We start from the raw sequence: 23084 nt of genomic DNA on the forward strand, positions 1-23084 counted from the left end.
AGGCGGTCAGGACCGGAGGAAGTCGCGCAGCACGGGCGCGAGCACCTCCGGCGGTACGACGTGGTCCTGGCCGTCGAGCTCGACGTACTGGCCGGCCGGCAGCGCCTTCGCGACCAGGCGGGCCGCGTCGACCATGAAGGCCGGGCTCGCCGAGCCGCAGACCGCCAGCGCGGGTTGCGTCACCTTGCCGAGCGTGCCGAACGGGACGGTGCCGCCCGGCGCGCTGTCCATCACGGCGAAGTCGTAGCGCAGCGTCGGCGCCAGCTCGGCGACACCCGGCTCGGCCGCCCACTGCCGCGCCGCGTCGTCGGGCATGCCCGCCAGCTGCAGGAACGTGGCGACGGCGTCCACCAAACGGCCGTCGGCGAGGTGCCGCAGGACGACCTCGGCACCGGCGTCCGACTCCTTCTGCGCCGCCGGATCGTCCGGCCCGTACGGCGGCTCGTGCAGCACCACCTTCGTGAACGGCAGGCCCGTCGCGGCCGCCTCCACCAGCAGCGCTGCGCCGGACGAGTGCCCGTACGCCGCTGCCGTCCCGCCGAGGGCCGTGATCAGCGCGCCGAGGTCCTCGACCTCGCGGGCGACGGCGTACGGGCTGGTGTCGCCGCTGTCGCCGCGGCCGCGCCGGTCGTACGAGACGACCGTGAAGTCGGCTTCCAGCGCCGTCGCGAGCGGACGGGTGGCACCGCGGTCGCAGAGGGCCCCGCCGATCAGGATCAGCGGCTGCCCACTGCCGGACTGTTCGTAGGCGATCTGCGTGCCGTCGGCCGACCTGACCTTGTCCATCGTCGTCCTCCCTTGCCGGCCCCTCGGACGGGGGCATCGGAGGGGACGTCGGAGCCGCCGGACGGGACTCGACACTGGCGACCTATTGGGTTGTGGGCGTACCGAGCGGACTGGTTCACTGCCGTCGATGTCTCAGCTCACGCGCGTCGACGAGTACCTGCACACCGTTCCACTCTCCGGCGCCACCGGGCAGCAGATCGGGCCGTTCACCCTGTTCCGGTCCACCACGGTCTGGCCGTACTACGCCCGGCCGGTGCCTGGTTCGGGTGCCACGATCGAGCCGGCCGACGTGGAGCGCGTTCGCGAGCGCTGCCAGGAGCTGGATCTCCCGCTGAACTTCGAATGGGTCGTCGAGACCTGTCCGTCGCTTGGCCCGGCTGCGGCGGCCGCGGGTCTGCAGGTCACGGAGTACCCGCTGCTGGTGCTGGAGCGCGAAGACTTCAAGCGGGTGATCACCGCCGCCCGCTGCGAGATCCTGCCGGCGGACGAAGACCTGCTGCGGCAGGCCCGGGCGGTGGCCGCCGTCGGCTTCGGCGACCCGGGGACCGAGATCGGGTCCGGCGGACCCGCGGAGCGGGACGCCCAGCTCGGGGACGTGTCGGCGGAGATGGCGCAGGCCCTGCTTGACCGGGCCAACGCTGGCGTCTCCGTCACCGCAGCGGCCTTCGGCGACGACGGCATGCTCGCCTCCGGGGTGCACCAGCCGGTCGGCTCGGTGACCGAGGTCGTCGGCGTCGCCACGCTCCCGTCGGCCCGCCGGCAGGGCCTCGGGGCGGCCGTCACCAGCTGCCTGGTCGAGCACGCCCTGGCGAACGGCGTCGAGCTGATCCTGCTGTCCGCCCAGAACGACGCGGTCGCCGCCGTCTACGAACGAGTCGGCTTCCACCGCATCGGCCACGCCGGCGCAGCCGAGTGACGTCGCGCTCTCCGACAGGCAGTCGCGCCCCAGAGGCCGACGGTCCCGGTGCGAAGGTCGGCCGACCTGACTCGAACCTGGTCGTACTGCGCGGCAACTCCGGCTCCGGCAAGTCGACAACCGCCCGCGAGCTGCGCGCCCGGCTCGGCCAGGGCACGGCCTTGATCGGCCAGGACCCGATCCGCCGCGTCCTGCTCTGGGAGAAGGACCACCCCGGCGCCGTCAACATCGGCCTGATCGACACCACTGCGCGGTACTGCCTGGAGCACGGGTACGACGTGGTGCTCGAAGGCATCTTCTCCGCCGACCGGTACGGCGACATGCTGCGTGCCCTCACCGCCGACCACCGGGGCGCGACCCGGCACTACTACTACGACATCCCGTTCGAGCACACGGTCGTGCGGCACGCGAACCGGTCGTGGGCGGCCAACGTGCCGATCGAGTCGCTGCGCGAGTGGTACGAGCCGCGCGACCTGCTGGACGGCGTCGACCAGCACGTCTTCGACGAGCACGACGACCTCCCCCACGTACTCGCCCGAATCCTCACCGATCTGGGGCTGCCGGCGGACCTGGCGCCCGATCCCGACGGGTTGTCGCACGGCCGGTAGCGCGCGGCCTGCGTCAAGATTGCGCCTGCGAGTCGTCCGGACTGGACTGCGGGCCGTACCGTTGGAGGGATGAGCAATTCCGAGCGGACCCGCCCACGTACCCTCGCCGAGGCACTGAGGAGCTGGGACGACGCTGCTCTCGGGCATCTGCTGCGGCACCGGCCCGACCTGGCGACGCCGATTCCGGCCGACACCGGCCAGCTGGCGGCGCGGGCGACCACCAACGCCTCCGCGGCCCGCGCGATCAACCGGCTGGACGAGTTCGGCGTCGACCTGCTGGAGGCGCTGTCCGCGCTGCCCGAGCCGGTGGACCTCGCCGCACTGGCGGCAGGCGTCGGTCAGCCGGTCGACGTCGTCCAGCCCCGGGTGACCGAGCTGCTGGCCCTGGCGCTGGTCTGGGGCACCGAGGACGACCTGCGCCCGATCCGGGCCGTGCACGAGTTGCTCGGTCCCACTCCGGCGGGGCTGGGTCCGGTGACCACCCGGCACTTCGGCGACCTGGACAGGCTGATCGAGGAGGCCGGCCCGGAGGCGCGCGAGGTGCTCGCCAAGCTGACCTGGGGTCCCCCGACCGGCACGGTGGAGAAGGCCGAGCGTCCGGTGACGATCGCGTCCGCCAAGACCCCGGTGGAACGCCTGCTCGCCCGCGGGCTCGTCGTACCGAAGGACCCGACGACCGTTGTGCTGCCGCGTCAGATCGGTCTGCACCTGCGCGGTGGGCGGGTGCTGGCGTCCACCCGGCCGACGCCGCCTCCGCTGGACGGCAAGGAGGTCTCGGCGTCCATCGCCGACCGTGCCGCTGCCGGCGCCGCGCTGGATCTCGTGCGCCTGGTCGACCGTGCTCTGGAGCAGCTGGGCACAGAGCCGCCGACCGTACTGCGTACTGGCGGCATCGGAGTCCGTGAGCTGCGTGCCCTCGCCGGGCGCATCGGTGTGGACGAGCCGACGGCCGGTGCCGTGGTGGAGTTCGCGTACGCCGCCGGGCTGGTCGCCGCCGTCGAGGTAGGCACGAGTGAGCTCTGGCTGCCGACCGGTGCGTACGACGACTGGCTGGAGCTGGACACCGCGCACCGGTGGGCCCAGCTGGTCATCGCTTGGTACACAGGGCTTCGGGCGATCGGACTGATCGGCCGGCGTGACAGTGGCGGCGCGACCGCTGCTGCCCGGGACCGGCTGGTGAACGCGCTGGCGCCCGACCTGGAACGTCTGCTGGCCCCGGAGGTCCGTCAGCTCACGCTGGAAGCGCTGGCCGAAGCTGGGCCGGGCTCAGCGCCTGCCACCGAGTCTGTCGTGACCTGGGTGGCCTGGCACCGGCCCCGACGCGGTGGGCAGTTCCGGGACGACCTGGTCGAGTGGACGATCACCGAAGCCGCTCTGCTCGGCTTGACCGGCCTCGGCTCGCTCGCGACGCACGCTCGCCCGCTGCTGGCCGAGGAGCCGAACTCGGACGACCTGGCCGCGGCCATCGAGCCGCTGGTGCCGCAGCCGGTCACCGAGTTCCTGCTGCAGGCCGACCTGACCGCGGTCGCGCCCGGGCAGCTGGTCCGTTCGGTGCAGGACGACCTGGCTGCGATGGCCGACGTGGAGTCGCACGGTGGCGGTGGGGTCTACCGCTTCAGCGAGAGCTCCGTACGCCGGGCCTTCGACCTCGGGCGGACCAAGGACCAGCTGCACAAGTGGCTGGCCGAGCACTCCCGCACCCCGGTGCCGCAGCCGCTCACCTACTTGATCGACGACGTCGCGCGGCGGCACGGCGTACTGCGGATCGGTACCGCGTCGACGTACCTGCGGTGCGACGACGAGGACGTGCTCACCCACCTGCTCAGCTCGAACCTGCCCGGCATCCGCTTCCGCCGCCTGGCCCCGACGGTGGTCGTCTCACCGTCGCCGCCCGACATGGTGCTCGCCCGGCTGCGCGACGCCGGCCTCGCCCCGCTGGCCGAGACGTTCGACGGCGTCGTCCAGCTCAGCACCGCCACCGCCCGCCGTGGCGACCCGCCCCGCCGGCGGACCAGCCGCGACTTCGTCGACACCGCGATCGAGCTCACCGAGGACCAGGTCAAGTCGGTCATCGAGAAGGTCCGCACGGGCGACCGCCTGGCCGCCGAACGCCCCGCCGACGCCGGCCACGAGCCGGCCGCGCCCGCCGAGACCATCAGCGTGCTCACCGAGGCGGCCGAAACGAACACCCGCACCTGGATCTCGTACGTCGACCACAACGGCGTCGCCTCCGAACGCGTCGTCGAGCCCGTCCGGGTCGCCGACGGCTGGCTCACGGCGTACGACGACGGCGCCGACCAGCCTCGGACGTACGCGCTGCACCGGATCGCGACTGCCCGGCCCGTGCAGTAGGGCGGCGGCTCAGAACAGGGCGTCCTGTTCCTCTTGATGCGGCTCGGGGTCGATCCTCTCCAGCGGGACGCTGAACGTCGCGTCCTGCGGTGCGCGGTCGAGGGCCCAGCCGGCCAGGAGACGGGTGTCCAGGAGTACGAGGCCGGCGGCGGTTTGCAGGTAGACGTCGGTGCCGATCGTGCAGGCGATGCGGCCGACCAGCACGCCGCCGGGCACGGGAGCCCGGACGGCGGCGTCGGGCTGCACTCCCTGGGCCGGCAGGCCGTACGTCGCGGTGTGGTCCTGAACTTCGGTCTCGCAGCGGTTCTGGCCTTCCGGCCAAGGGAGTTGGGCGGCGTCGTCCGCGACGGCCCGGAGGGTGGCGGCCCGGTCGGCGATCGTGCCGGGGCGGGTTCGGGCGGCTCGCTTGCGGGTGGTGCCGACGCGGTCGGGCAGCGACAGCGCGGTCATCAGCAGGTTCTCGATGCGGCGGGCGCCGAGCAGGCTGCCGGTGGAGATGATCGTGGAGGCAAGCGCCCCTTGCTCCAGCAGACGGGCGTCCCCGCGCTCCGTCGCCGTGATGCCGACTTTGACGACGCTGCCGTGGTGCGCCAGGTAGACCGAGAACGACCGCGGATCGTCCAGCCTGGTGTCGGCGGCGATGGAGTTCGAGCGTTCCAGCCCCTGGCAGTCCGGGCACTGCGGGCTCCGGCCGGTCGCCGCGAGCACAGTAGCCGTCGAGCAGCGCAACCGCCGCCCCGACCGCCAGAACCCGACACACCGCCGATCCGCGCCGAACACGAACGCCAACTCACCCCCCAACTCCAACGAGCTCGACCGAACCACCTCCCCCGGCCCCAACCACTCCAACCGCGTTACCCCCTGGCTCCACCCAACCCCAGTAGGCCGCCAGACAGCCGTCGCGTCGCTCATGCCGGGAAGCTACAACAGGCCGAGGTGCTGGCGGAGGGTGGTGATGGGTGGGTGGTCCTCGGCGCGGAGGTGGTTGGTGGCCTCGGTCAAGGGGAGCCAGAAGAAGTCGTACGGGATGAAGCGGGGCGGGCCGGACGACGGGTCGGATTCGCCGTGGCGCCAGGTGTCCGGGAGGTCGGGAGCGGTCAGGTGATAGCACCAGCGGTCGTGGAGTTCGTGGCGGTGGTAGCGGCGCATGTCGTTCAAACGGTGGTCGAGCAGCGCCAGCAGGGTGAAGCCGGTCTGCCCCGTTTCCTCCTCGGCTTCCCGCACAGCGGCCGCCGCGGGATCCTCGCCCGGTTCCACCGAGCCGGCGGGGACCTGAGTGCCGGTGCCGGGGTGGAACGGCTTGCGGAACACCAGCAACTGATCGCCCCGCGTCACGAACGCCGCTGCCTTCCGTACGACCGGAGGCCGCGCGCTCTGACCCGCTGCCGTCACCGCCACCCCCTCCGCCCGTCCCGCCGGAGCGGTCCATGGTGCCAGTCCGGGCCGGTGATTTGCCGGGCGAGGCACAATGGAGGGTCGGGTGGGGTGTCCTGCCCGATCCTGCTTCGACGAGATCCGGGGAGACACAGCGTGACCGACGGGCCGTTGATCGTCCAGTCCGACAAGACCCTGCTGCTGGAAACGGCACACCCGGACTCGAACGACTGCCGCAAGGCGATTGCTCCGTTCTCCGAGCTGGAGCGGGCGCCGGAGCACGTGCACACCTACCGGCTGACCCCGCTCGGCCTGTGGAACGCGCGGGCCGCCGGGCACGACGCCGAGCAGGTGATCGACGTACTGCTCCGCTACAGCCGCTACCCCGTCCCGCACTCACTGCTGGTCGACATCGCCGAGACGCTGGACCGGTACGGGCGGCTGCGGCTGGAGAAGCACCCGCAGCACGGACTGGTCCTGGTCACCACCGACCGGCCGGTGCTGGAGGAGGTGCTGCGCTCGGCGAAGGTGAAGCCGATGCTGGGTGACCGGATCGACGACGACACCGTGCTGGTGCACCCGTCGGAGCGCGGCCACCTCAAGCAGACCCTGCTGAAGCTGGGCTGGCCCGCCGAGGACCTCGCCGGGTACGTCGACGGCGAGGCGCACAAGATCGAGCTGGTCAGGGACGGTTGGGATCTGCGGCCGTACCAGCAGCAGGCGGCGGACTCGTTCTGGCACGGCGGCTCGGGCGTTGTCGTCCTGCCGTGCGGCGCGGGCAAGACGATCGTCGGCGCGGCCGCGATGGCGCAGGCCTCGGCGACGACGCTGATCCTGGTCACCAACACCGTCTCGGCCCGGCAGTGGAAGGACGAGCTGCTCAAGCGGACCACACTGACCGAGGACGAGATCGGCGAGTACTCCGGTGCGCGCAAGGAGATCCGCCCGGTCACCATCGCGACGTACCAGGTGATGACGACCCGGCGGAAGGGTGTCTACGCGCACCTGGAGCTGTTCGACGCCCGCGACTGGGGCCTGATCGTGTACGACGAGGTGCACCTGCTGCCGGCGCCGATCTTCCGGATGACCGCGGACCTGCAGACCCGGCGGCGGATCGGCCTGACCGCGACGCTGGTCCGCGAGGACGGCCGGGAGGGCGATGTGTTCTCGCTGATCGGCCCGAAGCGGTACGACGCGCCGTGGAAGGACATCGAGGCGCAGGGCTGGATCGCGCCGGCCGACTGCGTCGAGGTCCGGGTCGACCTGGAGCAGACCGAGCGGTTCGTCTACGCGACCGCCGAGCCTGAGGACCGGTACCGGCTGGCCGCCTCGACGCCGGCCAAGTCCCGGCTGGTGCGCCGGATCGCCGAGCACCACAAGGGTGAGCCGATGCTGGTGATCGGCCAGTACATCGACCAGCTGGACGAGCTCGGCGAGCGGCTGGAGTGCCCGGTGATCAAGGGCGAGACCACGGTGAAGGAGCGGCAGCGGCTGTTCAACGCGTTCCGGACCGGGGAGATCGACCGGCTGGTGGTCAGCAAGGTGGCGAACTTCAGCATCGACCTGCCCGAGGCGTCGGTCGCGGTGCAGGTCTCCGGCACCTTCGGCTCCCGCCAGGAAGAGGCCCAGCGCCTCGGCCGCGTGCTGCGCCCGAAGAACGACGGCCGCACGGCCCGCTTCTACTCGATCGTTGCCCGCGACACCGTCGACGCCGAGTTCGCCGCCCACCGCCAGCGCTTCCTCGCCGAACAGGGCTACGCCTACACCATCGTCGACGCCGAAAACCTCTTCGCCTGATCCCGCCGGCCGAAGGTGGCAGGTCGGGTCGAGCAGCTGCTGGTCAGCGGCGTGACGGCTGATCGAGCAGGTCGTCGCAGGGGATGATCGGGCAGGGGACGCGTTTGAGGTACGGGCCCATCGAGCGGTCGCCGGTGGTGGCGGCTGCGGCGGGGGTCCAGTGGCGGCGGCCGATCAGGACCGGGTAGCCGGGACGGCCGTCGAAGCCGGCGCGGGCGAGCAGTGACGCCGGGTCGTCGGGAAAGCCGTTCTGGTAGGCGGTGGCGATCACTCGCTGGAGTACGGCGATGCCGACTTCCGGGTGGTCGACCAGGTGGAAGACGGCTGCAGGGGCGTTCGTTTCCTCGGCCCACGCGAAGGCGGCTCGGACCGAGTGGGACAGCCCGTCCGACCACGACGGGGACGGCACGATCGTCACGTCCTCGTCCGCGAGCAAGGCGACCACCTCGGGTGCGGCAGCGCCGACGACGACGCCGATCGGGCCGCAGCCGGCGGCACGCAGTACGCCGACCGCGCTGACCACCCAGGGTGTGCCGTCGGCGGCGCGCACCAGACCACCTGGCTTCCCGAGCCGGGTCCCCGCGCCGGCGGCGAGCAGTACACCTACGAGTGGTCCCATGCACCTCAGTGTGGCCCCGCACCAGCGATCGGTGCCGGATGTGATCTGCGAGTCACTCCGGAATTCCCGGCCCGGCCCCGGCGGTTGCACCGTTCAGAGCAGAAAGAGGGAGGGGTGACGGACCGGTAGCGCACCGTGGCTCGGGGGTTGCCCGGGGCAACATCAGGGTTCCGCCTGGGGCAAACCGGAGGCGTCGACCGGTACCGTCGAACGGTATGGGGACACAGGCACTGGAGCCGGCGGAGCTGAGCCGGGGGGACGGACAGCTCGACGGTGGCCGCGCGGCGGCGGCACCGGTGATCTGGCGGGTGGTCCGGGAAGCAGTCCTCCTGGCCACCCTCTTTCTTGTCTACAGCGCGGGCCGTCAGATCGCCGCGAAGCACACCGGCTCGGCCTTCGACCATGCCGACGAGGTGCTGTCGTGGCAGCGCTGGTTGCGCCTGCCGGACGAGGCCGCGCTCCAGCAGCAGGCTCTCCAGCTCCCGCACCTGGTCGAGGGCGCCAACCTGTACTACGCATCCGTGCACGCGCCGCTCACCATCGCCGTGCTGCTCTGGCTCAGCATCTGGCGCCCGAAGGCCTACCCGAAGGTGCGCTGGACGATGGTCTCGCTGACCGGGCTCGCCCTGATCGGCCACATCGTCTACCCGTTGGCTCCGCCGCGGATGATGCCGGGCTTCGTCGACACCGGGCTGCGTTTCGGCCAGTCGGTCTACGGACCGGACCACTCCGACGGCGTGGCGAACCAGTTCGCCGCGATGCCGAGCCTGCACGTCGGCTGGGCGGCGCTGATCGCGCTGGCGATGATCCTGATCGCCCGGACGAGGTGGCGCTGGCTGTGGCTGCTGCACCCGATCGCCACCATCGCGGTGGTGGTCGTGACAGCGAACCACTACTGGCTGGACGGCATCGTCGTCCTGGTCCTGCTGGCGGCCAGCCTGCCGCTGCTGCTCCGGCCCGGGCTGCGCTCGGACCGGCCGGCCCGGGCTAATTCGGTTTCGCCGGAGCCCGTGCTCAAGTAACGTGACGGGGCTTCCCCGGCCATCGACCGCTCAGCGGAGGTCCCGTCATGCCCTCGGACGTTCCCGACGACACCCTGCACCGCGAGCAGGAGTACCTGCGCACCTCCCGGGCCGCGCTGGCGGTGATGCGGGACAAGACCGGCGCGCTCGAGATCCACAGTGCCGACCGGGTGAACGCCGAGTTCCTCAAGGCGGCGATCTGGCGCCGGATGAAGGAGCTCGAGGACGACCCCGAGGTCCCGCTATTCTTCGGCCGGCTGGACTACCGCACGCCGACCACCGAGACGTTCCACATCGGCCGCCGGCACGTGAACGACCAGCACGGCGAACCACTGGTGGTGGACTGGCGGGCCGACATCTCGGTGCCGTTCTACCGGGCCAGCCGGACCGAGCCGATGGGCGTCGGGGTGCGCCGCCGGTTCGGTTTCACCCACGGCGAGCTGACCGCCTTCGAGGACGAGGACCTGACCGCGGCCCCGGCCGCCGACGAGCACAGCGACATCCTGGACGCCGAGATCGAGCGACCGCGTTCCGGCCCGATGCGCGACATCGTGGCGACGATCCAGCCCGAGCAGGACGTCATCGTCCGGGCCGGGGTCGAGGACACCATCTGCGTCCAGGGTGCGCCGGGGACCGGCAAGACGGCGGTCGGCCTGCACCGCGCGGCGTACCTGCTGTACGCGTACCGCGACCAGCTCAGCCGGGCCGGTGTCCTGGTCGTCGGGCCGAACGCGAGCTTCCTGCGCTACATCGGCGACGTGCTGCCGGCGCTGGGCGAGATCGAGGCGAAGCAGACCACCGTCGAGGAGCTGGTGGCCCGGGTGAAGGTCGCCGGCCCCGGTCCGGCCGCGGTCGACGTCCTCAAGGGTGACGCGCGGATGGCGCAGGTGCTGCACCGGGCGGTCTGGTCCCAGGTGCAGCTGCCGAAGGAGGCGCTGGTCGTCCCGCGCGGCTCACACCGCTGGCGGGTCCCGGCGTACGAGGCGGAGGAACTGGTCAACGAGCTGCGTACCCGCGGCATCCGGTACGGCGCCGGGCGCAGCATGCTGCCGCAGCGTCTCGCGCATGCCGTACTGCTGCGGATGGAGGCGGCCGGTGACTCCCCCGACGACCGGGTCCAGGACTCCGTCGCCCGGAGCCGCCCCGTCAAGCAGTACGCCGAATCGCTGTGGCCGGCCGTCGATCCGGTGAAGCTGGTGTTCCGGCTGTTCACCGACCCCGACCTGCTCGCGGAGCACGCGGACGGGATCCTCACCGAGGAGGAGCAGCGGCTGCTGGTGTGGTGGAAGGTCCCGCGCTCGGCCGGGTCGGCGAAGTGGTCCGTTGCCGATGCCACCCTGATCGACGAGGTGGCCGACCTGGTGGACCGAACGCCGAGCCTCGGCCACGTCGTGCTGGACGAGGCGCAGGACCTGTCGGCGATGCAGCTGCGCGCCGTCGGGCGGCGGTGCTCGACCGGCTCGATGACGGTGCTCGGTGACATCGCCCAGGGCACCACCCCGTGGGCGACCCCGTCGTGGGAGGAAGCGCTCACCCACCTGGGCAAGTCCGGCGCGCACACCGAGGAGCTGACCGCGGGCTTCCGCGTGCCCGGCCAGGTGATCGAGTACGCCGCCCGCCTGCTGCCGCTGATCGCACCGCACCTGACCCCGCCGACCGCGGTCCGGCGCGCTCGCGGTGAGCTGGCGATCACCCGGGTCCCGGACAGTCTGGCAGCCGCCGTCGACGTGGTAGGCCAGGTGTCCGCCCGCCCCGGCTCGATCGGGCTCATCGTCCCGGACGCTCTGGTCCCCGCGACCCGAAAAGCGTTGCAGGACAAGGCAATTCCCTTCGCCGTGCTCGGCGACGAGGACGACGTGGAGACCCAGCTGGACGTCGTACCGGCGGGGCTGGCGAAGGGTCTGGAGTTCGACCACGTGGTCCTGGTCGAACCGGCCGGCATCGTCGCGGGCGAGGCGGACGAACGCACCGGCCTGCGCCGGCTCTACGTCTGCCTGACGCGTGCGGTCACCTCCCTCGCCGTGCTGCACAGCGAGGACCTGCCCGCGGTGCTCACCGACTGACGGTGACCGCGCCGGTCAGAAGCCCCGGGACCCGCCGGAACGCCGCGACGACCTGCGGCTGGAGCCGCCGCCGCTGGAGCGGGTCCGGGAGGAGTAGGAACGGCGTCGGCCCGACGAACCGGAGCCCCAGCCGCCACTGCCGTCCGAAGAGCCGTTCGACTCGTGCGACGAGGACCAGTTGTTCATCGACGTGCCCAGGTTGTCAGCGGCACGGCTGAGCCGGGCACCGGCCCGCCGCGACGCCCAGCGAGCGCGCATCGCGTCCCCGGCCCGGCGGGCGTCCTCGTCCGGGAACCACCAGCGCTGCCCGTCGCCACGGGACCAGTAGCCGTCGATGTACGAGGCCAGCTCTTCCCCCAGCGTCCAGTACGGCCTGGCCCGGTCCCCCACGGTCACCATCCGGATGTCCGGCTGCTCGTCGGCCGCCAGGCGCGCCGCACACGCGTCACACAGGTCGACGGCCCGCTGCTGGCCACCTTCGGGTGTCCAAGCGGCAGAGCCCGTGCTCGGTCCGTGCCGCGGGTCGAAGAAGCACGGCGCGGTCGGCTCCGGCATCGGCTTGCCCGCCCGGAGCGCGTCCAGGCAGCGCAGTCCGTAGCGGGCCGAACCGAGCAGGGTCGCGACGGCCTCGGTGTCGGCGTCGCGCTCGGCCTTGTCGAGCCGGTGGCGCGCTTTCTCTACGGTGTCGAGCACGTCCTTCGACAGCTTCGCCTGCTGCGGGTCGGACGTCGTCGGCAACGCCGAGATTTGCTGGGAGAGCGCGATGATCTCCTCGTTCAGCAGCGGCCGCGACACCTCCAGGTGCTGCTTCTCCTCGGCCCTGCGAGCTCGGCGTGCGCTCAGCGTGATGGCACCCCACCACAGCCCCGCCAGCCCGGCCGCACCTCCGGCGTACGGGGCGGCGTCGACCAGGAACGGTTTGTCGACCTCCTGGGCCCGCTCGATGAACCTGGTGAGCATCCTGGTGTAGTTCGGCGCGCAGCAGTCCACCGCTTGGTCGACGGCGTCCCCCACGTGGTAGGTCGGGCCCTTGTCGGCGCGCTGCACGGCGTGGAAGCCTCGCCCGGCCGACTCCGACCTGGCGTCGACGAGCACGGCGTACACCCCCTCCACCCCGACCCGGTCGTACAGCTGGTCCGCGATCTCCTCGCCCTCCCAGGCCAGCCGGGTGCGGGAGCTGACCGCCGACGCCGTGTTGATCGCCGACGCCGGGATCACCGCGATCCGCAGCGGCGCGGCCGCCGACTTGGCCGCTGCGTCGAGCCGGGCCCGGTCGGACGCGGTCAGCCTGTCCACCGCCGGGTCGATCCAGACCCCGGGCTCGCCGAGTCCCGCGGCCACGGTGTCCAGGTACGCGCCGGCGCGGGCAGCTGCACGCTTGCGGTCGCCCTCGGAGTCCGGCGGGGTGTAGCGGAAGGTCGGTCTGGGCTTCGTCGGGGTCGGCCGGGTGACGCTGGGCTCGGACGGCGCCGGTGTCGGCGTCGCAGCCTGCGCCACCGAGACCGGAAGCGCGGACAGGACAAGTACGGCGAGCAGGTGCGGGATCGGGCGGGTCATCGGGCTCCTCCCGAGAGGCGGGCTCGGCAGGCGGCGCAGACCGGGATCTCGCGGGCCTTGCCACCCGGGGGCGTGAACATCCAGTCCGTCACGGAGGTCCCGTGGGCGGGGTCGAAGAAGCAGAGTGCGCGGCGGGCCGGCTTCGGCGTACCGGCGACCAACGCCTGGGCACAGGCGAGCCGCCAGCGGCCGTACTCGACGGTGGACCGGACCTCGCGCAGCTGCTCGTCAGTGGGCTCGCCGTCGACCACCCGGCCGGCATCGGCGTACGCGTCCATCGCCGCCTGTACATCCGCTGCCGTGTCCACGCCGTCCAGACGCACGTCGGCCGCATCCAGTTCCTCGCCGAACCGGGTGACGTCCTCCCTGGCCAAAGCCTGCCGCTCGGCCAGCGTGTCCGCCTCGTCCGGCAGCACCTGGTACGACGGGCGGTACAGCGCGGGGCCTTCGTCCTCATCCGGCCGGCGCTTCCACCAGCGCAGGCCGTACCGCAGTCCCAGCCCGAGCGCGGCCAGCGCCACCAGCACGATCAGCACCAGCAACCAGGTCGGGAAGTCCCCGCCCGGCGAACCCGGCACGTCGAGCTGGTCCAGTACGCCGTCCATCACGCCCACCGGGTCGGACCGGCTGTGCTTGGCCAGCTCGTCGGTCAGGATCCGGGCGATCGGGGTGTCCACGCCGACAGCGCTGCCCCAGGTGATCACTCCGCCGAACACGACCAGATAGATGCCGTCCTCGCGCTGGAGGTCCACCACCTTGTCGACGTAGGCCCGGGCCGCCTGCTCGCGGGAGCCGGAGCTGGCCAGGGAGGCGGCCGGGACCACCGCGATCCGGATCGCCGGGTCGTGCCCCTCGACCCGGTCGGCAAGCCGCTGCGCCTCGCTGTCCGGGACCAGCGCGCGCTGCGACGGGTCGACGTACACCGGGCTGCTCTGCCACCCCTGGACGACGGAACTGGGATCGCCGGCCCCGGTCAGAGACGACGTGAGCAGCAGGAGCCCGGCCAGAAGACGCATGCGCGCTAGCCTGCCGCATCAGCGGTGTCAGGCCGTCGCCAACCCGCTCGAGGTAGAAGGCCGCGGCAACGGATCAGTCCGCGGTGGCGGCTACGGCCTCCGGCTGCTTCAGGTGCTCTGCCAGCTGCAGCTCGGGATTGCGGCGCAGTGTGAGCACCAGGCCCAGCACGATCAGGCCGAGCACCGCTGCGATCGGCGGCAGCACCTGGACGCCGAGCAGCTGGATGACCAGTCCTCCGACGATGGCCGACAGCCCGGCGCCGAGGTAGATCGCCGACGCGTTCAGTGCGAGCAGCAGTCCGCCGCCGGAGCCCAGCTCCAGCAAGAGGTTCTGAATCGGCGGGTTGAACGCCCAGGTGAACAGGCTCCAGACGAACAGCGCGATCGCCGCCCCGGCCACCGTCACCGCGGTCAGCGAGAGGGTCCCGACCACCACGGCGAAGCCCACCATCGCCACCGTCAGCGTCCGCAGGCTGCCGAAGCGGTCCGTCGCCCGGCCACCCAGCCAGTTGCCCAGCACCGCACCCAGGCCGTAGACCAGCAGCAGGACGCCGACCACTCCGCCGGTCAGGTGGGCGGTCTCGTCCAGCAGCGGGACGATGTAGATGTAGACGCTCATCGTGCCCAGCACACCCAGCACAGTCATCAGCAGGACGGTCTGGACCCGGCGGTCGGCCGCACCGGCGAAGCGCTCCCGCAGACTGACCGCCGGCGGGGCGTCCACCCGCGGCAGCGCCGCCCGCAGGGCGACGGCGAAGGCCACGGCGACCGCGGCGATCAGCGCGAAGACACCGCGGTACCCGAGGCTGCCGCCGAGCAGACTGCCCGCCGGTACGCCGAGCACCAGCGCGAAGGTGAGGCCACCGAAGACCACGGCGACGGCTCGGCCGCGCTCGTGCGGCGGCAGGAAGCCCGTCGCGAACAACGTCGCCGCCGGGGTGTACGCCGCCGCGCCGAGCGCCGCCACCACCCGGCCCGCGATCAGCAGCGGGTAGGTCGTCGCGACCGCGGCGATCAGGTTGCCGGCGGCAGCCAGTAGCAGCGCCGCGATCAGCAGCGTGCGGCGCTCCCAGCGGCCGGTCAGCGTCGACAGCAGCGGCGCACCCACGGCGTACGAGAGGGCGAAGGCGGTGGCGAGCTGCCCGGCGGCGGTCAGCGAGACGTGCAGCTCGGAGCTGACCGCGGGCAGCACACCGGACACCACGTACGCGCTGGTCCCGACCGCGAAGGCGCCGCCGGCCAGCAGGTAGATGCGTGCGCACATCAAGACTCTCCAGAAGGCAGGGCGATTAGTTCGACAGTGATCGTACTACGATCGCTGTCGAAGTTCGATCGACGTCGTACCATTGCGCTGTGAGCACCCCCAAGCAGCTGCCGCAGCCGGACCGCGCGGAGATCCGCGTGGACGCCGTGCTGCAGGCCCTCGGCGAGCCGGTCCGGCTGTTGATCGTGCGCGCCCTGGCGGACACGCCCGAGGGCATCGCCTGCGGCGAGATCGACCTGCCGGTGACCGCCTCGACCCGTGCTCACCACCTGCGCACCCTGCGCGAGGCCGGCGTGCTGACCACGCACACCGAAGGCACCCGCCGGATCAGCAGACTCCGCCGCGAAGACCTCGACACGCTGTACCCGGGCCTGCTCAACGGAGTGCTGGCAGCCGAGCAGTAGGCAGACATGCTCTAGCTGGCAGACTGTGGCGGTGGTGGCGCTGCGCGAGCGATGGAACGAGCTGATCCCCGGCTCCGAGGCACTGGCCGACGAGCTGATCGCCCGGTACGTCGGACGCAACCGCCGCGCCTACCGCGACCAGTACCTCGACACCGTGCTCACCGCGCTGGACTCACTGCTCCAGCTGAGCACCGACCCGACCTCCGTCCGGCTGGCAGCCTGGTTCCACCGCGCGGTGCACGAGCCCGGTGGTGACCCGGCCGAGGACGCCGAGGCCTCTGCCCGGCTGGCCGAGCAGCTCCTGCCCGGCTACGGCGTCGACCCCATCCGGATCGCGGAGGTCGCCCGACTCATCCGCCTCACCGGTGACCTGGCCGCGCCACCACCCGACGCCTACGCGCCCGCACGCCGCGACGCGAACGGTGACGTCCTGCTGGACGCTGTGAACTCGACCCTGGCCACCGCACCGGCCCGCTACGCCGCCCACACCGCCGAAGTACGCCGGGACGCGGGCGAGCGGACCACCGCGGCCACCCGCCGGTACGACGAGGTCCGGAACCTGCTCGACGGTCATCTCTTCCGGACCCAGCTCGCCCGCCAGCGGATGGGCCCGGCCGCCCGGTCCAACCTCGAGGCGGAGCTGTCCGGGCTCGACAGTGAGCTGCCGGCTCCTTGGCGGGGATGGCAGCAGGCGGCTCTGGCGGCTGGTGCGACCTTCGGCGCGATCGGGGCCGTGGTGGTCGCCATCGCGGCAGCAGGTGCGTCCTGGCAGGTGCCGGTCGTCGGGCACGAGTCGGGGTGGACACCGCTCGGGCTGGCCATCCTGTCGTTCGTGGCGGCGCCGATACTGTTCCGCAGCGCTCGTAGTGGGAGCCAGCGCGCCAAACTCGTGTCGGGCACGGTGATCGCCGTCGCCGCGACCGGACTGCTCATCGCCTGGGCACAGGTCCCGGCGACGAACCCTGCTGTCGGTGTCGGCCTCAGAGTCCCGCTGCTCATCTCCGCTCTGCTCCTCCTCCTGGTGGCCGGCACGGCAGCTCTGGTCGCCTCCGCCCTCCGGACAAGGGCCGCCCGCTTCACCCCACCCCGGAACATCGGTCAGCAGCTCGCCTGGCTCGCAGTGCCCGGTGTGATCGCGCTGACCCTGCTGCTGGTCGTGCAGCCGCTGGCCCGGAACTACGTGCTCGACTCCAACGAGCGGGTCGAAGGCACGGCGCGACCGGCCGGACCGGCACCACGGTCCGAGCTGGACGGGCGGGTCGCGTGGATCAGCCGCGCCCTGTCCGTCGCCGGGGCCGAGGAAGCCGTCAGCACGCAGTACGGGATCGCAGTGCCGCGGCAGACCGGGGTGGTGGAGATGCTGGACGCGGGAACCGGCGAGCTGCGCTGGCGCTACAGCCGCTCCGACTCCGACGAGAAGCCGAACATCGCCGCGACCGCCGACGGGCGCTACGTGGTGGCGGAGTTCGCCGACATCGGCTATCTGCTGCTCGACGCCGACACCGGGCAGCGCGAAGCCGCCTGGCCCGGCCGGACGCGGGACCACAGCATTCAGCAGGCCGACCCGTTGCTCACGGTCGAGGAGGTCGGCCGGGGCTCGGACAAGCTGCGCGGCGTGGACCCCGACGGGCACGAACGGTGGTCCTACGAGCCGGGTCGCTGCACCGACATCAGCGCGGTGGCCACCGCGGACGCCGTGGTCAGCTTCCTGGGTCACAGCTGCGGGGACGAGCCGGACGGCATGGTCGGGCTGGACCTGAAGACCGGCAAGGAGCTGTGGACGAAGTCGCCGAGCAACCTGTTCCGGCGCTCGGTGGTGGTCGGCGGACTCGTGGTGGTGGCCGAGCCCAGCGACGAGGGGGATGCGCCGGCCGCGCTGGTCGCGGTGGAGCCGCGGACCGGGGACATCAAGTGGCGCTGGCCGGTGCCACCGGACTGGTCGTGCCGCACACTGCTCACCCCGGCCGGGCGCCTGGTCGTCGTGGTGGACTGCCCAGGTCCGGGCACGCGGGAGAACAGCAGGACCGTCGTCACCGCTATCGACTCCACCACCGGCCGTACCGCTTGGCAGACCACGGCGCCGGTGAGCCCGCGCGCCCGGGTCGCCGTCACCGAGGACGCCCGGGTCGTCTCCCTGTCCCGAGCCGCCGACGGCTGCTGGGCCAACGTCATCAGCCGCACCGGCTTCCGCCGCGCCCGGCTCCCCGAAGGCATCTCCTGCAGCCGCGACGTGCGAGCCGTCGGCAACCTGGTCCTCACCTCCGGCAACGCCAACATCATCGCCCTCCGCTGACCCAGCCGCCCGCCCCGGCCCTGCGCCTTCCCCTCACCTGCAAGTGAGGGCTCTGTCAGCGTTCGAGCTGCTCCTCCGCCGAGGCGAGGAGCTCCACGATGCGGGTGCCGAAGGCGACGTCAACCGGGTGGGACTCCCCGGACGCGGCCGCGGCAACCAGCTCGGTGGCAGCGAGCTGGAAGGCGTCGACCGCCGACGTCTCCCCTGCCGGCAGCAGCGCCGTACCGGTCTCACCCCAGACGCCGGTCTCGAAGTTGCTGCCCTCCGGCGGCGCGAACAGCGACACACTCGCCGTACTCGTCGCGCCCGACTCGTGCGTCACCACCAGATGCACCAGGTCACCCTCACCACCGACCGCCCGCAGCTGCTCGATCGGCCCCAGCATGGCGCTCAGGTTCGACAGGGCGTGCGGACCGACGTCCCAGAGCGCCCCACGCTGCTCCCGGCGCCACGGCGACTCGTTGAACGGGTTGCCCGGGGCATCGAGCGACGCGAGCATCCGGCTCCAGCCGCCCTTCCACCCGCCCCGGTCGCGCACCTCGGCGAAGAACGTCCGCAGCTCCGGCTGGAACCGCCCGGTGAAGAACACCACCGACGCGATGCCCTCCGCCGCGGCCTCGGCGGCCAGCGCCCGAGCGTCCTCGACCGCGTCGGCGACCGGCTTGTCCAGCAGGAGATGTTTGCCTACAGCGGCCGCTTCGAGGGCCATCGTCGCCTGAACCCGCGGCGGAACCGCAAAAGCCACGGCGTCGACCGCCTCGAGTAACTGCGCGTAGTCGTCGTACCCGGTGGTCCCGAGCTCGCCGGCCAACGCCGTCGCCTTGTCCCGGTCACGTCCCCAGACGCCGACCAGGTCGATTCCGGGCGCCGCCCGAAGCCCCGGTCCGTGCGTCGCCCGCGCCCACGGACCAGTGCCGACCAGACCGAACCGCATGCTCTCCTCCGTCCCGCCCCACCGCGCTGACAGGGCTCGCACGGCTCCCGCCCTCCCGCACCGGTCAGGTGACGAGCCGATATCGCTTTGGCCACGACCCTAGCCGGGAACCCCGGATCGGTCGGTTCGGACCGCGACGGGGTGTCAGACTCGGTGACCATGGACCTGCGCGACCAGTGGAATCGCCTGCTGCCGCACGCGCAGCCGCTGGGCGACGACCTGCTGGCCCGTTACGCAGAGCAACACCGTCACTATCACGACCAGCGGCACCTGACCGAGATGCTGACCACCATCGACGAGCTGGCCGACCTGGCCGACGACGCCGACACGGTCCGGCTGGCCGCCTGGTTCCACGACGCGATCTACGACCCGCAGGCCGACCCGGGCGAGAACGAGGAGGTCTCGGCGCAACTGGCCGAGCTGGAGCTAGCGGCGTACGGCGTGGAGGCGGAGCGGGTCGCCGAGATCGGCCGGCTGATCCGGCTGACCGCCCGGCACGACTGCGCACCGGACGACCCGAACGGCGCCGTGCTGTGCGACGCCGACCTGCGCATCCTCAGCCTGGACGCCGACCGGTACGACGAGTACACCGTCGGCATCCGCGAGGAGTACGCGCACATCGCCGACCGCGACTTCGCCCGCGGCCGGATGGCTTTCCTGCAGCGGCTGGCCGAGACCCCGCTCTACACGACCAGCCGGGCCCGCGAGCGGTGGGAGAAAGCCGCCCACGCGAACCTGGAGCGCGAGCTGTCCCGCTGGGCCCCGAAGGCGGCCCGGCCGGTCTCCGGACTGATCCCGATGATCTACCTGGGCGCCGCGCTCGGAGCGGTGATCGCTGCGTCGGTCCTGCTCGGGCGTGGGCTCGGTGCCGCCGCGCAGTGGCCCGCGCGGCCGGACGAGGTCAACGGCTTTCCGGTCTGGACCCCGATCGCCGGTACGGCGGTGGGGGCCGGCCTGGTCTATGCCTGGTTTCGGCGCGCTCAGCCGCGGCTCATCACGATCCCGGCGATCGCGTTCGCCGGAATCGGGGCGATCTCCGTCGGGCTGTGCTGGTGGCGCTGGCCCGCGGCTCAGCCCGGTGCCGCGCTGAGCGAACGCTGGCCGTACCTGATGCTCGCCTCGGTGGCGCTACTGCTCGCCGGAGCCCTGCTGGGACTGGCCCGACGCCTTCGCAGAGCCCCGCCGTACGCTGTATCCCCACCGCGCGCCCTGGGCGTCGGCTTGACCGTGGTCTGCGCTGCCCTGCTCGCCTGGATCGTGGTGTCGGCCGGTGAGCCGTTCGTGCAGGCCCGGCTGGAGACCGCCAACACCGTGAGCACCACCGCGACCATGCCGCCCGGTGTGATGCCCGTGCAGCTGGACGGCGAGCTGGCGTGGAGTCGTGAGGTGCCGGCCACCGGTGCGATCGCCGGGACCGTCGGTGGCGTCGCGGAGCTGCGCCCGGACGGCGTGGTGACGTCCGACGCGACAACCGGCCAGATCCGCTGGCGCTACTCCCGCGCCGACGTCGACGACGCCGCCGCCAGCGGTTCCCGGGGCCTCCTGGTCTCCAGCGACGGGCGGACGCTCGCCGCACACCTCCCGTACGGCGGCAACCGCGCCCCGAGCGGCATCGAACTGCCCACGTACGCCGTACTCGACGCCGAGAGCGGCAAGGTGCTCACCGAGGTCCACACCGACGGCACGGCCCTGGCGGTCGACGCCAACCAGCTGCTCGTCGCCGAGGGCAAGCACGTCGTCGCGCACGGCGTGAGCAGCCCGACTCACTGGCGCAGCAGCCAGCGCTGCGCGGTGACCCAGGGCGTACTGCTCGGCGACCAGGCCGTGGTGGTGGACGCCTGCGGCGGCAACGGCGCCGAAGTCCGCGGACTGGACCTGAAGAGCGGCGAGCAGCGCTGGGAGGTCGACCTGGGTATCCGGTTCGAGCTCAGCGCCGAGCTGGAGCCGGCCACCTGGATCGGTGACCTGGTCGCGGTCCCGGAGACGCGTGAGGTCTCCGGCCTGGTGTGGACCGGCGACGCCGGCGGCACCCTGCACCAGTGGTCGGTCGACGTCGGCGAGGGCCGCATGCTCTGGACCGCCCCCGTCCCCGGTACGCCGCGCCCCCGGCTCGGCACGTCCTCCTGCGACGCCCAGCTCGCCGCGACCCACACGTCGATCGTGCTGGTCACCTGCCGGACGAGCACCGAGCCCGGCGAGCCCCAGACGTACGACGTGTCTGCCGTGAGCCCCGCCGACGGCACTCCGCAGTGGCACCACCTCGTCCAGATCCCGCCGAAGCTGCAGCAGCCCGAGTTCCCACGGGACGGCTTCGGCCTGCTGCCGGACGGCCGCGTGGTCACGCTGATGCCGCAGGCCACCGGGGTCTGCTCGCCGGTGATGATCGGCACCACCGGCGTCCAGCCCCGGCCGATCGTCACCGGCGCCGACGCCAAGTCCTCGGGCCGGGACCAGGTCACCTGCAACAAGCCGGCCGTCACCGTCGCGGGCGGCCGCCCGGTGTTCAGCGACGGCACCCGCCTGTTCGCCCTCAACTGACCACCCACCCCGGCGCCGGCCGCCGGCCGGGAATTCCGTTGCCCCCGGCAGCGTTGCTGCCTACCGTGATGATCATGTTCCGCGCGGATTCTGCTGCGTACCTGTCGGCCCTGGGCCTGACGGGCGCTGCCGCGTGGATGTCAGCGGATTCAACGCTGTTCACCGGCGCGCGAAGCCGACCCTCCTCCTGCTGAAGCAGGACCCGCGGAGGAGGGTGGCACGGCAACCGGCCCCCTCCACCGCAGTGCTCGCTGTGCGTGGACGGACAGGGCCGTGGGTCCTGGCTTCGTCGAATCCATTGACCAGCAAAGGAAAACACCTCATGGCCAAGAGCCAGTTCGTACGGACCAAGCCGCACCTCAACATCGGCACGATGGGACACGTGGACCACGGCAAGACCACGCTGACGGCCGCGATCACCAAGGTGCTCGCCGAGCGCGACCCGGACGTCAACGCGTTCGTCGCGTTCGACGGCATCGACCGCGCGCCGGAGGAGGTCCAGCGCGGCATCACCATCAACATCGCGCACGTCGAGTACGAGACCGCCACCCGGCACTACGCCCACGTGGACATGCCGGGTCACGCCGACTACGTCAAGAACATGATCACCGGTGCCGCCCAGGTGGACGCCGCGATCCTGGTCGTGTCGGCGCAGGACGGCGCCATGCCGCAGACCCGCGAGCACGTCCTGCTCGCGCGACGCGTCGGCGTGCCGTACCTGGTGGTCGCGCTGAACAAGGCGGACGCCGTCGACGACCCCGAACTGCTCGACCTGGTCGAGCTGGAGGTCCGGGAACTGCTGTCGGAGTACGGGTTCCCGGGCGACGAGGTCCCGGTGGTGCGCGTCTCCGGGCTGCGGGCGCTGGAGGGCGACCCGCGGTGGACCGCCTCGGTGGGCGAGCTGCTGGACGCCGTCGACAGCTACGTGCCGACGCCGGACCGTGAGCTGGGCGAGCCGTTCCTGATGCCGATCGAGAACGTGCTCACCATCAGCGGCCGCGGCACCGTCGTCACCGGTGCGGTCGAGCGCGGCTCGCTGCGGCTCGGCGAGCCGGTCGAGGTCGTCGGTCTCGGCCCGACCGTCACCAGTACGGCGATCGGGATGGAGACGTTCGGCAAGTCGCTGGCGTCCGCCGAGGCCGGTGACAACGCGGCGATCCTGCTGCGCGGCATCAAGCGCGAGGAGGTCCGGCGCGGCCAGGTCGTCGCGCTGCCGGGCAGTGTGACGCCGCACCGGAAGTTCCGGGCGACGCTGCACGCGCTGTCCACCGCGGAGGGCGGCCGGCACACGCCGTTCGCCGCGGACTACCGGCCGCAGTTCTACATCCGGACCACGGACGTGTCGGGCGGTATCGACCTGGGCGAGATCAGCCTGGTGATGCCCGGTGACACGATCGAGCTCGGCGTGGAGCTGGAGAAGCCGGTCGCGCTGAACGTCGGCCTCGGCTTCGCCGTCCGCGAGGGCGGTCACACCGTCGCCGCCGGCACGGTGACCGAGCTGCTCGACTGAAGAGGTGCCAGGGGTGCCCCGGGCTGTTGCC

General features: G+C 72.2%; 18 protein-coding genes. 10 read left to right on the forward strand and 8 right to left on the reverse strand.

The genetic code is table 11. The annotated features are described in order from the left end of the window. Positions 1–6: 6 nt before the first annotated feature. Complete coding sequence (locus KFLA_RS29445) at positions 7–786, reverse strand: alpha/beta fold hydrolase (RefSeq protein WP_012923490.1); 780 nt, start codon at positions 784–786, stop codon at positions 7–9. Between the two features lie 127 nt (positions 787–913). Between KFLA_RS29445 and KFLA_RS29450 the strand changes: the two genes are divergently transcribed. The 3 genes from KFLA_RS29450 to KFLA_RS29460 all read left to right on the forward strand — a co-directional run bounded on the left by KFLA_RS29450 (position 914) and on the right by KFLA_RS29460 (position 4662). Further along, positions 914–1702, forward strand: a complete 789-nt coding sequence (locus KFLA_RS29450) for a GNAT family N-acetyltransferase (protein WP_012923491.1) — start codon at positions 914–916, stop codon at positions 1700–1702. Beyond that, the gene (locus KFLA_RS29455; protein ID WP_012923492.1) at positions 1699–2310 is read left to right on the forward strand and encodes an AAA family ATPase; all 612 of its coding nucleotides are present in this window, start codon (positions 1699–1701) and stop codon (positions 2308–2310) included. Before KFLA_RS29450 ends, KFLA_RS29455 begins: the two co-directional genes overlap by 4 nt. Before the next feature lie 69 nt (positions 2311–2379). Continuing rightward, positions 2380–4662 carry a helicase-associated domain-containing protein gene (locus KFLA_RS29460; protein WP_012923493.1) on the forward strand — a complete coding sequence of 761 codons (2283 nt, stop codon included), beginning with the start codon at positions 2380–2382 and terminating at the stop codon, positions 4660–4662. A 9-nt stretch (positions 4663–4671) separates the two neighbouring features. Here KFLA_RS29460 and KFLA_RS29465 read toward each other — a convergent pair whose 3' ends face one another. Further along, positions 4672–5469 (reverse strand): DUF2797 domain-containing protein, encoded by a 798-nt coding sequence (locus KFLA_RS29465; protein ID WP_237706628.1) that lies wholly within the window; start codon positions 5467–5469, stop codon positions 4672–4674. A 114-nt stretch (positions 5470–5583) separates the two neighbouring features. Next, the gene (locus KFLA_RS29470; RefSeq protein ID WP_337466365.1) at positions 5584–6252 is read right to left on the reverse strand and encodes an NUDIX hydrolase; all 669 of its coding nucleotides are present in this window, start codon (positions 6250–6252) and stop codon (positions 5584–5586) included. Between KFLA_RS29470 and KFLA_RS29475 the strand changes: the two genes are divergently transcribed. Next, positions 6193–7833, forward strand: a complete 1641-nt coding sequence (locus KFLA_RS29475; RefSeq protein WP_012923496.1) for a DNA repair helicase XPB — start codon at positions 6193–6195, stop codon at positions 7831–7833. The two genes, KFLA_RS29470 and KFLA_RS29475, sit on opposite strands and share 60 nt — an antisense overlap. A gap of 43 nt (positions 7834–7876) precedes the next feature. On the opposite strand, the gene KFLA_RS29480 is transcribed toward KFLA_RS29475, so the two are convergent. After that, positions 7877–8452, reverse strand: a complete 576-nt coding sequence (locus KFLA_RS29480; RefSeq protein ID WP_012923497.1) for a nucleotidyltransferase family protein — start codon at positions 8450–8452, stop codon at positions 7877–7879. Positions 8453–8667: 215 nt separating this feature from the next. Between KFLA_RS29480 and KFLA_RS29485 the strand changes: the two genes are divergently transcribed. Together KFLA_RS29485 and KFLA_RS29490 are read left to right on the forward strand one after the other, a co-directional pair. Further along, positions 8668–9474 (forward strand): phosphatase PAP2 family protein, encoded by an 807-nt coding sequence (locus KFLA_RS29485; RefSeq protein ID WP_012923498.1) that lies wholly within the window; start codon positions 8668–8670, stop codon positions 9472–9474. 47 nt (positions 9475–9521) lie between these two features. Then, entirely contained in the window at positions 9522–11537 is a 2016-nt protein-coding gene (locus tag KFLA_RS29490; protein WP_012923499.1) for a HelD family protein, read from the forward strand. A gap of 15 nt (positions 11538–11552) precedes the next feature. Here KFLA_RS29490 and KFLA_RS29495 read toward each other — a convergent pair whose 3' ends face one another. The 3 genes from KFLA_RS29495 to KFLA_RS29505 all read right to left on the reverse strand — a co-directional run bounded on the left by KFLA_RS29495 (position 11553) and on the right by KFLA_RS29505 (position 15374). Beyond that, a complete protein-coding gene (locus KFLA_RS29495) occupies positions 11553–13094 on the reverse strand; it encodes a hypothetical protein (protein ID WP_012923500.1) in 1542 nt (513 codons plus the stop codon). Then, positions 13091–14110 (reverse strand): hypothetical protein, encoded by a 1020-nt coding sequence (locus KFLA_RS36035; RefSeq protein WP_012923501.1) that lies wholly within the window; start codon positions 14108–14110, stop codon positions 13091–13093. The genes KFLA_RS29495 and KFLA_RS36035 overlap by 4 nt, the downstream gene beginning before the upstream one ends. Positions 14111–14183: 73 nt before the next feature. After that, complete coding sequence (locus tag KFLA_RS29505) at positions 14184–15374, reverse strand: MFS transporter (protein ID WP_012923502.1); 1191 nt, start codon at positions 15372–15374, stop codon at positions 14184–14186. Positions 15375–15463: 89 nt separating this feature from the next. Here KFLA_RS29505 and KFLA_RS29510 point away from each other — a divergent pair, with 89 nt between their 5' ends. After that, positions 15464–15778, forward strand: a complete 315-nt coding sequence (locus KFLA_RS29510; protein ID WP_012923503.1) for an ArsR/SmtB family transcription factor — start codon at positions 15464–15466, stop codon at positions 15776–15778. Between the two features lie 31 nt (positions 15779–15809). Beyond that, positions 15810–18071 (forward strand): outer membrane protein assembly factor BamB family protein, encoded by a 2262-nt coding sequence (locus tag KFLA_RS29515; protein ID WP_237706629.1) that lies wholly within the window; start codon positions 15810–15812, stop codon positions 18069–18071. 55 nt (positions 18072–18126) lie between these two features. Here the strand turns inward: KFLA_RS29515 and KFLA_RS29520 are convergent, their stop codons facing one another. Further along, entirely contained in the window at positions 18127–19005 is an 879-nt protein-coding gene (locus tag KFLA_RS29520; protein ID WP_012923505.1) for a Gfo/Idh/MocA family protein, read from the reverse strand. Between the two features lie 159 nt (positions 19006–19164). On the opposite strand from KFLA_RS29520, the gene KFLA_RS29525 reads away from it, so the two are divergent. Further along, positions 19165–21543, forward strand: a complete 2379-nt coding sequence (locus KFLA_RS29525) for a PQQ-binding-like beta-propeller repeat protein (protein ID WP_041290634.1) — start codon at positions 19165–19167, stop codon at positions 21541–21543. Positions 21544–21865: 322 nt separating this feature from the next. Further along, positions 21866–23053, forward strand: a complete 1188-nt coding sequence (gene tuf, locus KFLA_RS29530; RefSeq protein ID WP_012923507.1) for an elongation factor Tu — start codon at positions 21866–21868, stop codon at positions 23051–23053. The last annotated feature ends 31 nt before the right edge of the window (positions 23054–23084 follow it).

Origin of the sequence: Kribbella flavida DSM 17836, from assembly GCF_000024345.1 — a bacterium.
GTDB lineage: Bacteria > Actinomycetota > Actinomycetes > Propionibacteriales > Kribbellaceae > Kribbella > Kribbella flavida.

What these genes read in the sequence shown, in the direction of transcription:
- KFLA_RS29460 (WP_012923493.1), top strand. Translation starts at nt 2,380, where the DNA reads ATGAGCAATTCCGAGCGGACCCGCCCACGTACCCTCGCCGAGGCACTG.
- KFLA_RS29485 (WP_012923498.1), top strand. Translation starts at nt 8,668, where the DNA reads ATGGGGACACAGGCACTGGAGCCGGCGGAGCTGAGCCGGGGGGACGGA.
- KFLA_RS29450 (WP_012923491.1), top strand. Translation starts at nt 914, where the DNA reads ATGTCTCAGCTCACGCGCGTCGACGAGTACCTGCACACCGTTCCACTC.
- KFLA_RS29525 (WP_041290634.1), top strand. Translation starts at nt 19,165, where the DNA reads ATGGACCTGCGCGACCAGTGGAATCGCCTGCTGCCGCACGCGCAGCCG.
- KFLA_RS29445 (WP_012923490.1), bottom strand. Translation starts at nt 786, where the DNA reads ATGGACAAGGTCAGGTCGGCCGACGGCACGCAGATCGCCTACGAACAG.
- KFLA_RS29490 (WP_012923499.1), top strand. Translation starts at nt 9,522, where the DNA reads ATGCCCTCGGACGTTCCCGACGACACCCTGCACCGCGAGCAGGAGTAC.
- KFLA_RS29520 (WP_012923505.1), bottom strand. Translation starts at nt 19,005, where the DNA reads ATGCGGTTCGGTCTGGTCGGCACTGGTCCGTGGGCGCGGGCGACGCAC.
- KFLA_RS29495 (WP_012923500.1), bottom strand. Translation starts at nt 13,094, where the DNA reads ATGACCCGCCCGATCCCGCACCTGCTCGCCGTACTTGTCCTGTCCGCG.
- KFLA_RS29480 (WP_012923497.1), bottom strand. Translation starts at nt 8,452, where the DNA reads ATGGGACCACTCGTAGGTGTACTGCTCGCCGCCGGCGCGGGGACCCGG.
- KFLA_RS36035 (WP_012923501.1), bottom strand. Translation starts at nt 14,110, where the DNA reads ATGCGTCTTCTGGCCGGGCTCCTGCTGCTCACGTCGTCTCTGACCGGG.
- KFLA_RS29505 (WP_012923502.1), bottom strand. Translation starts at nt 15,374, where the DNA reads ATGTGCGCACGCATCTACCTGCTGGCCGGCGGCGCCTTCGCGGTCGGG.
- tuf (WP_012923507.1), top strand. Translation starts at nt 21,866, where the DNA reads ATGGCCAAGAGCCAGTTCGTACGGACCAAGCCGCACCTCAACATCGGC.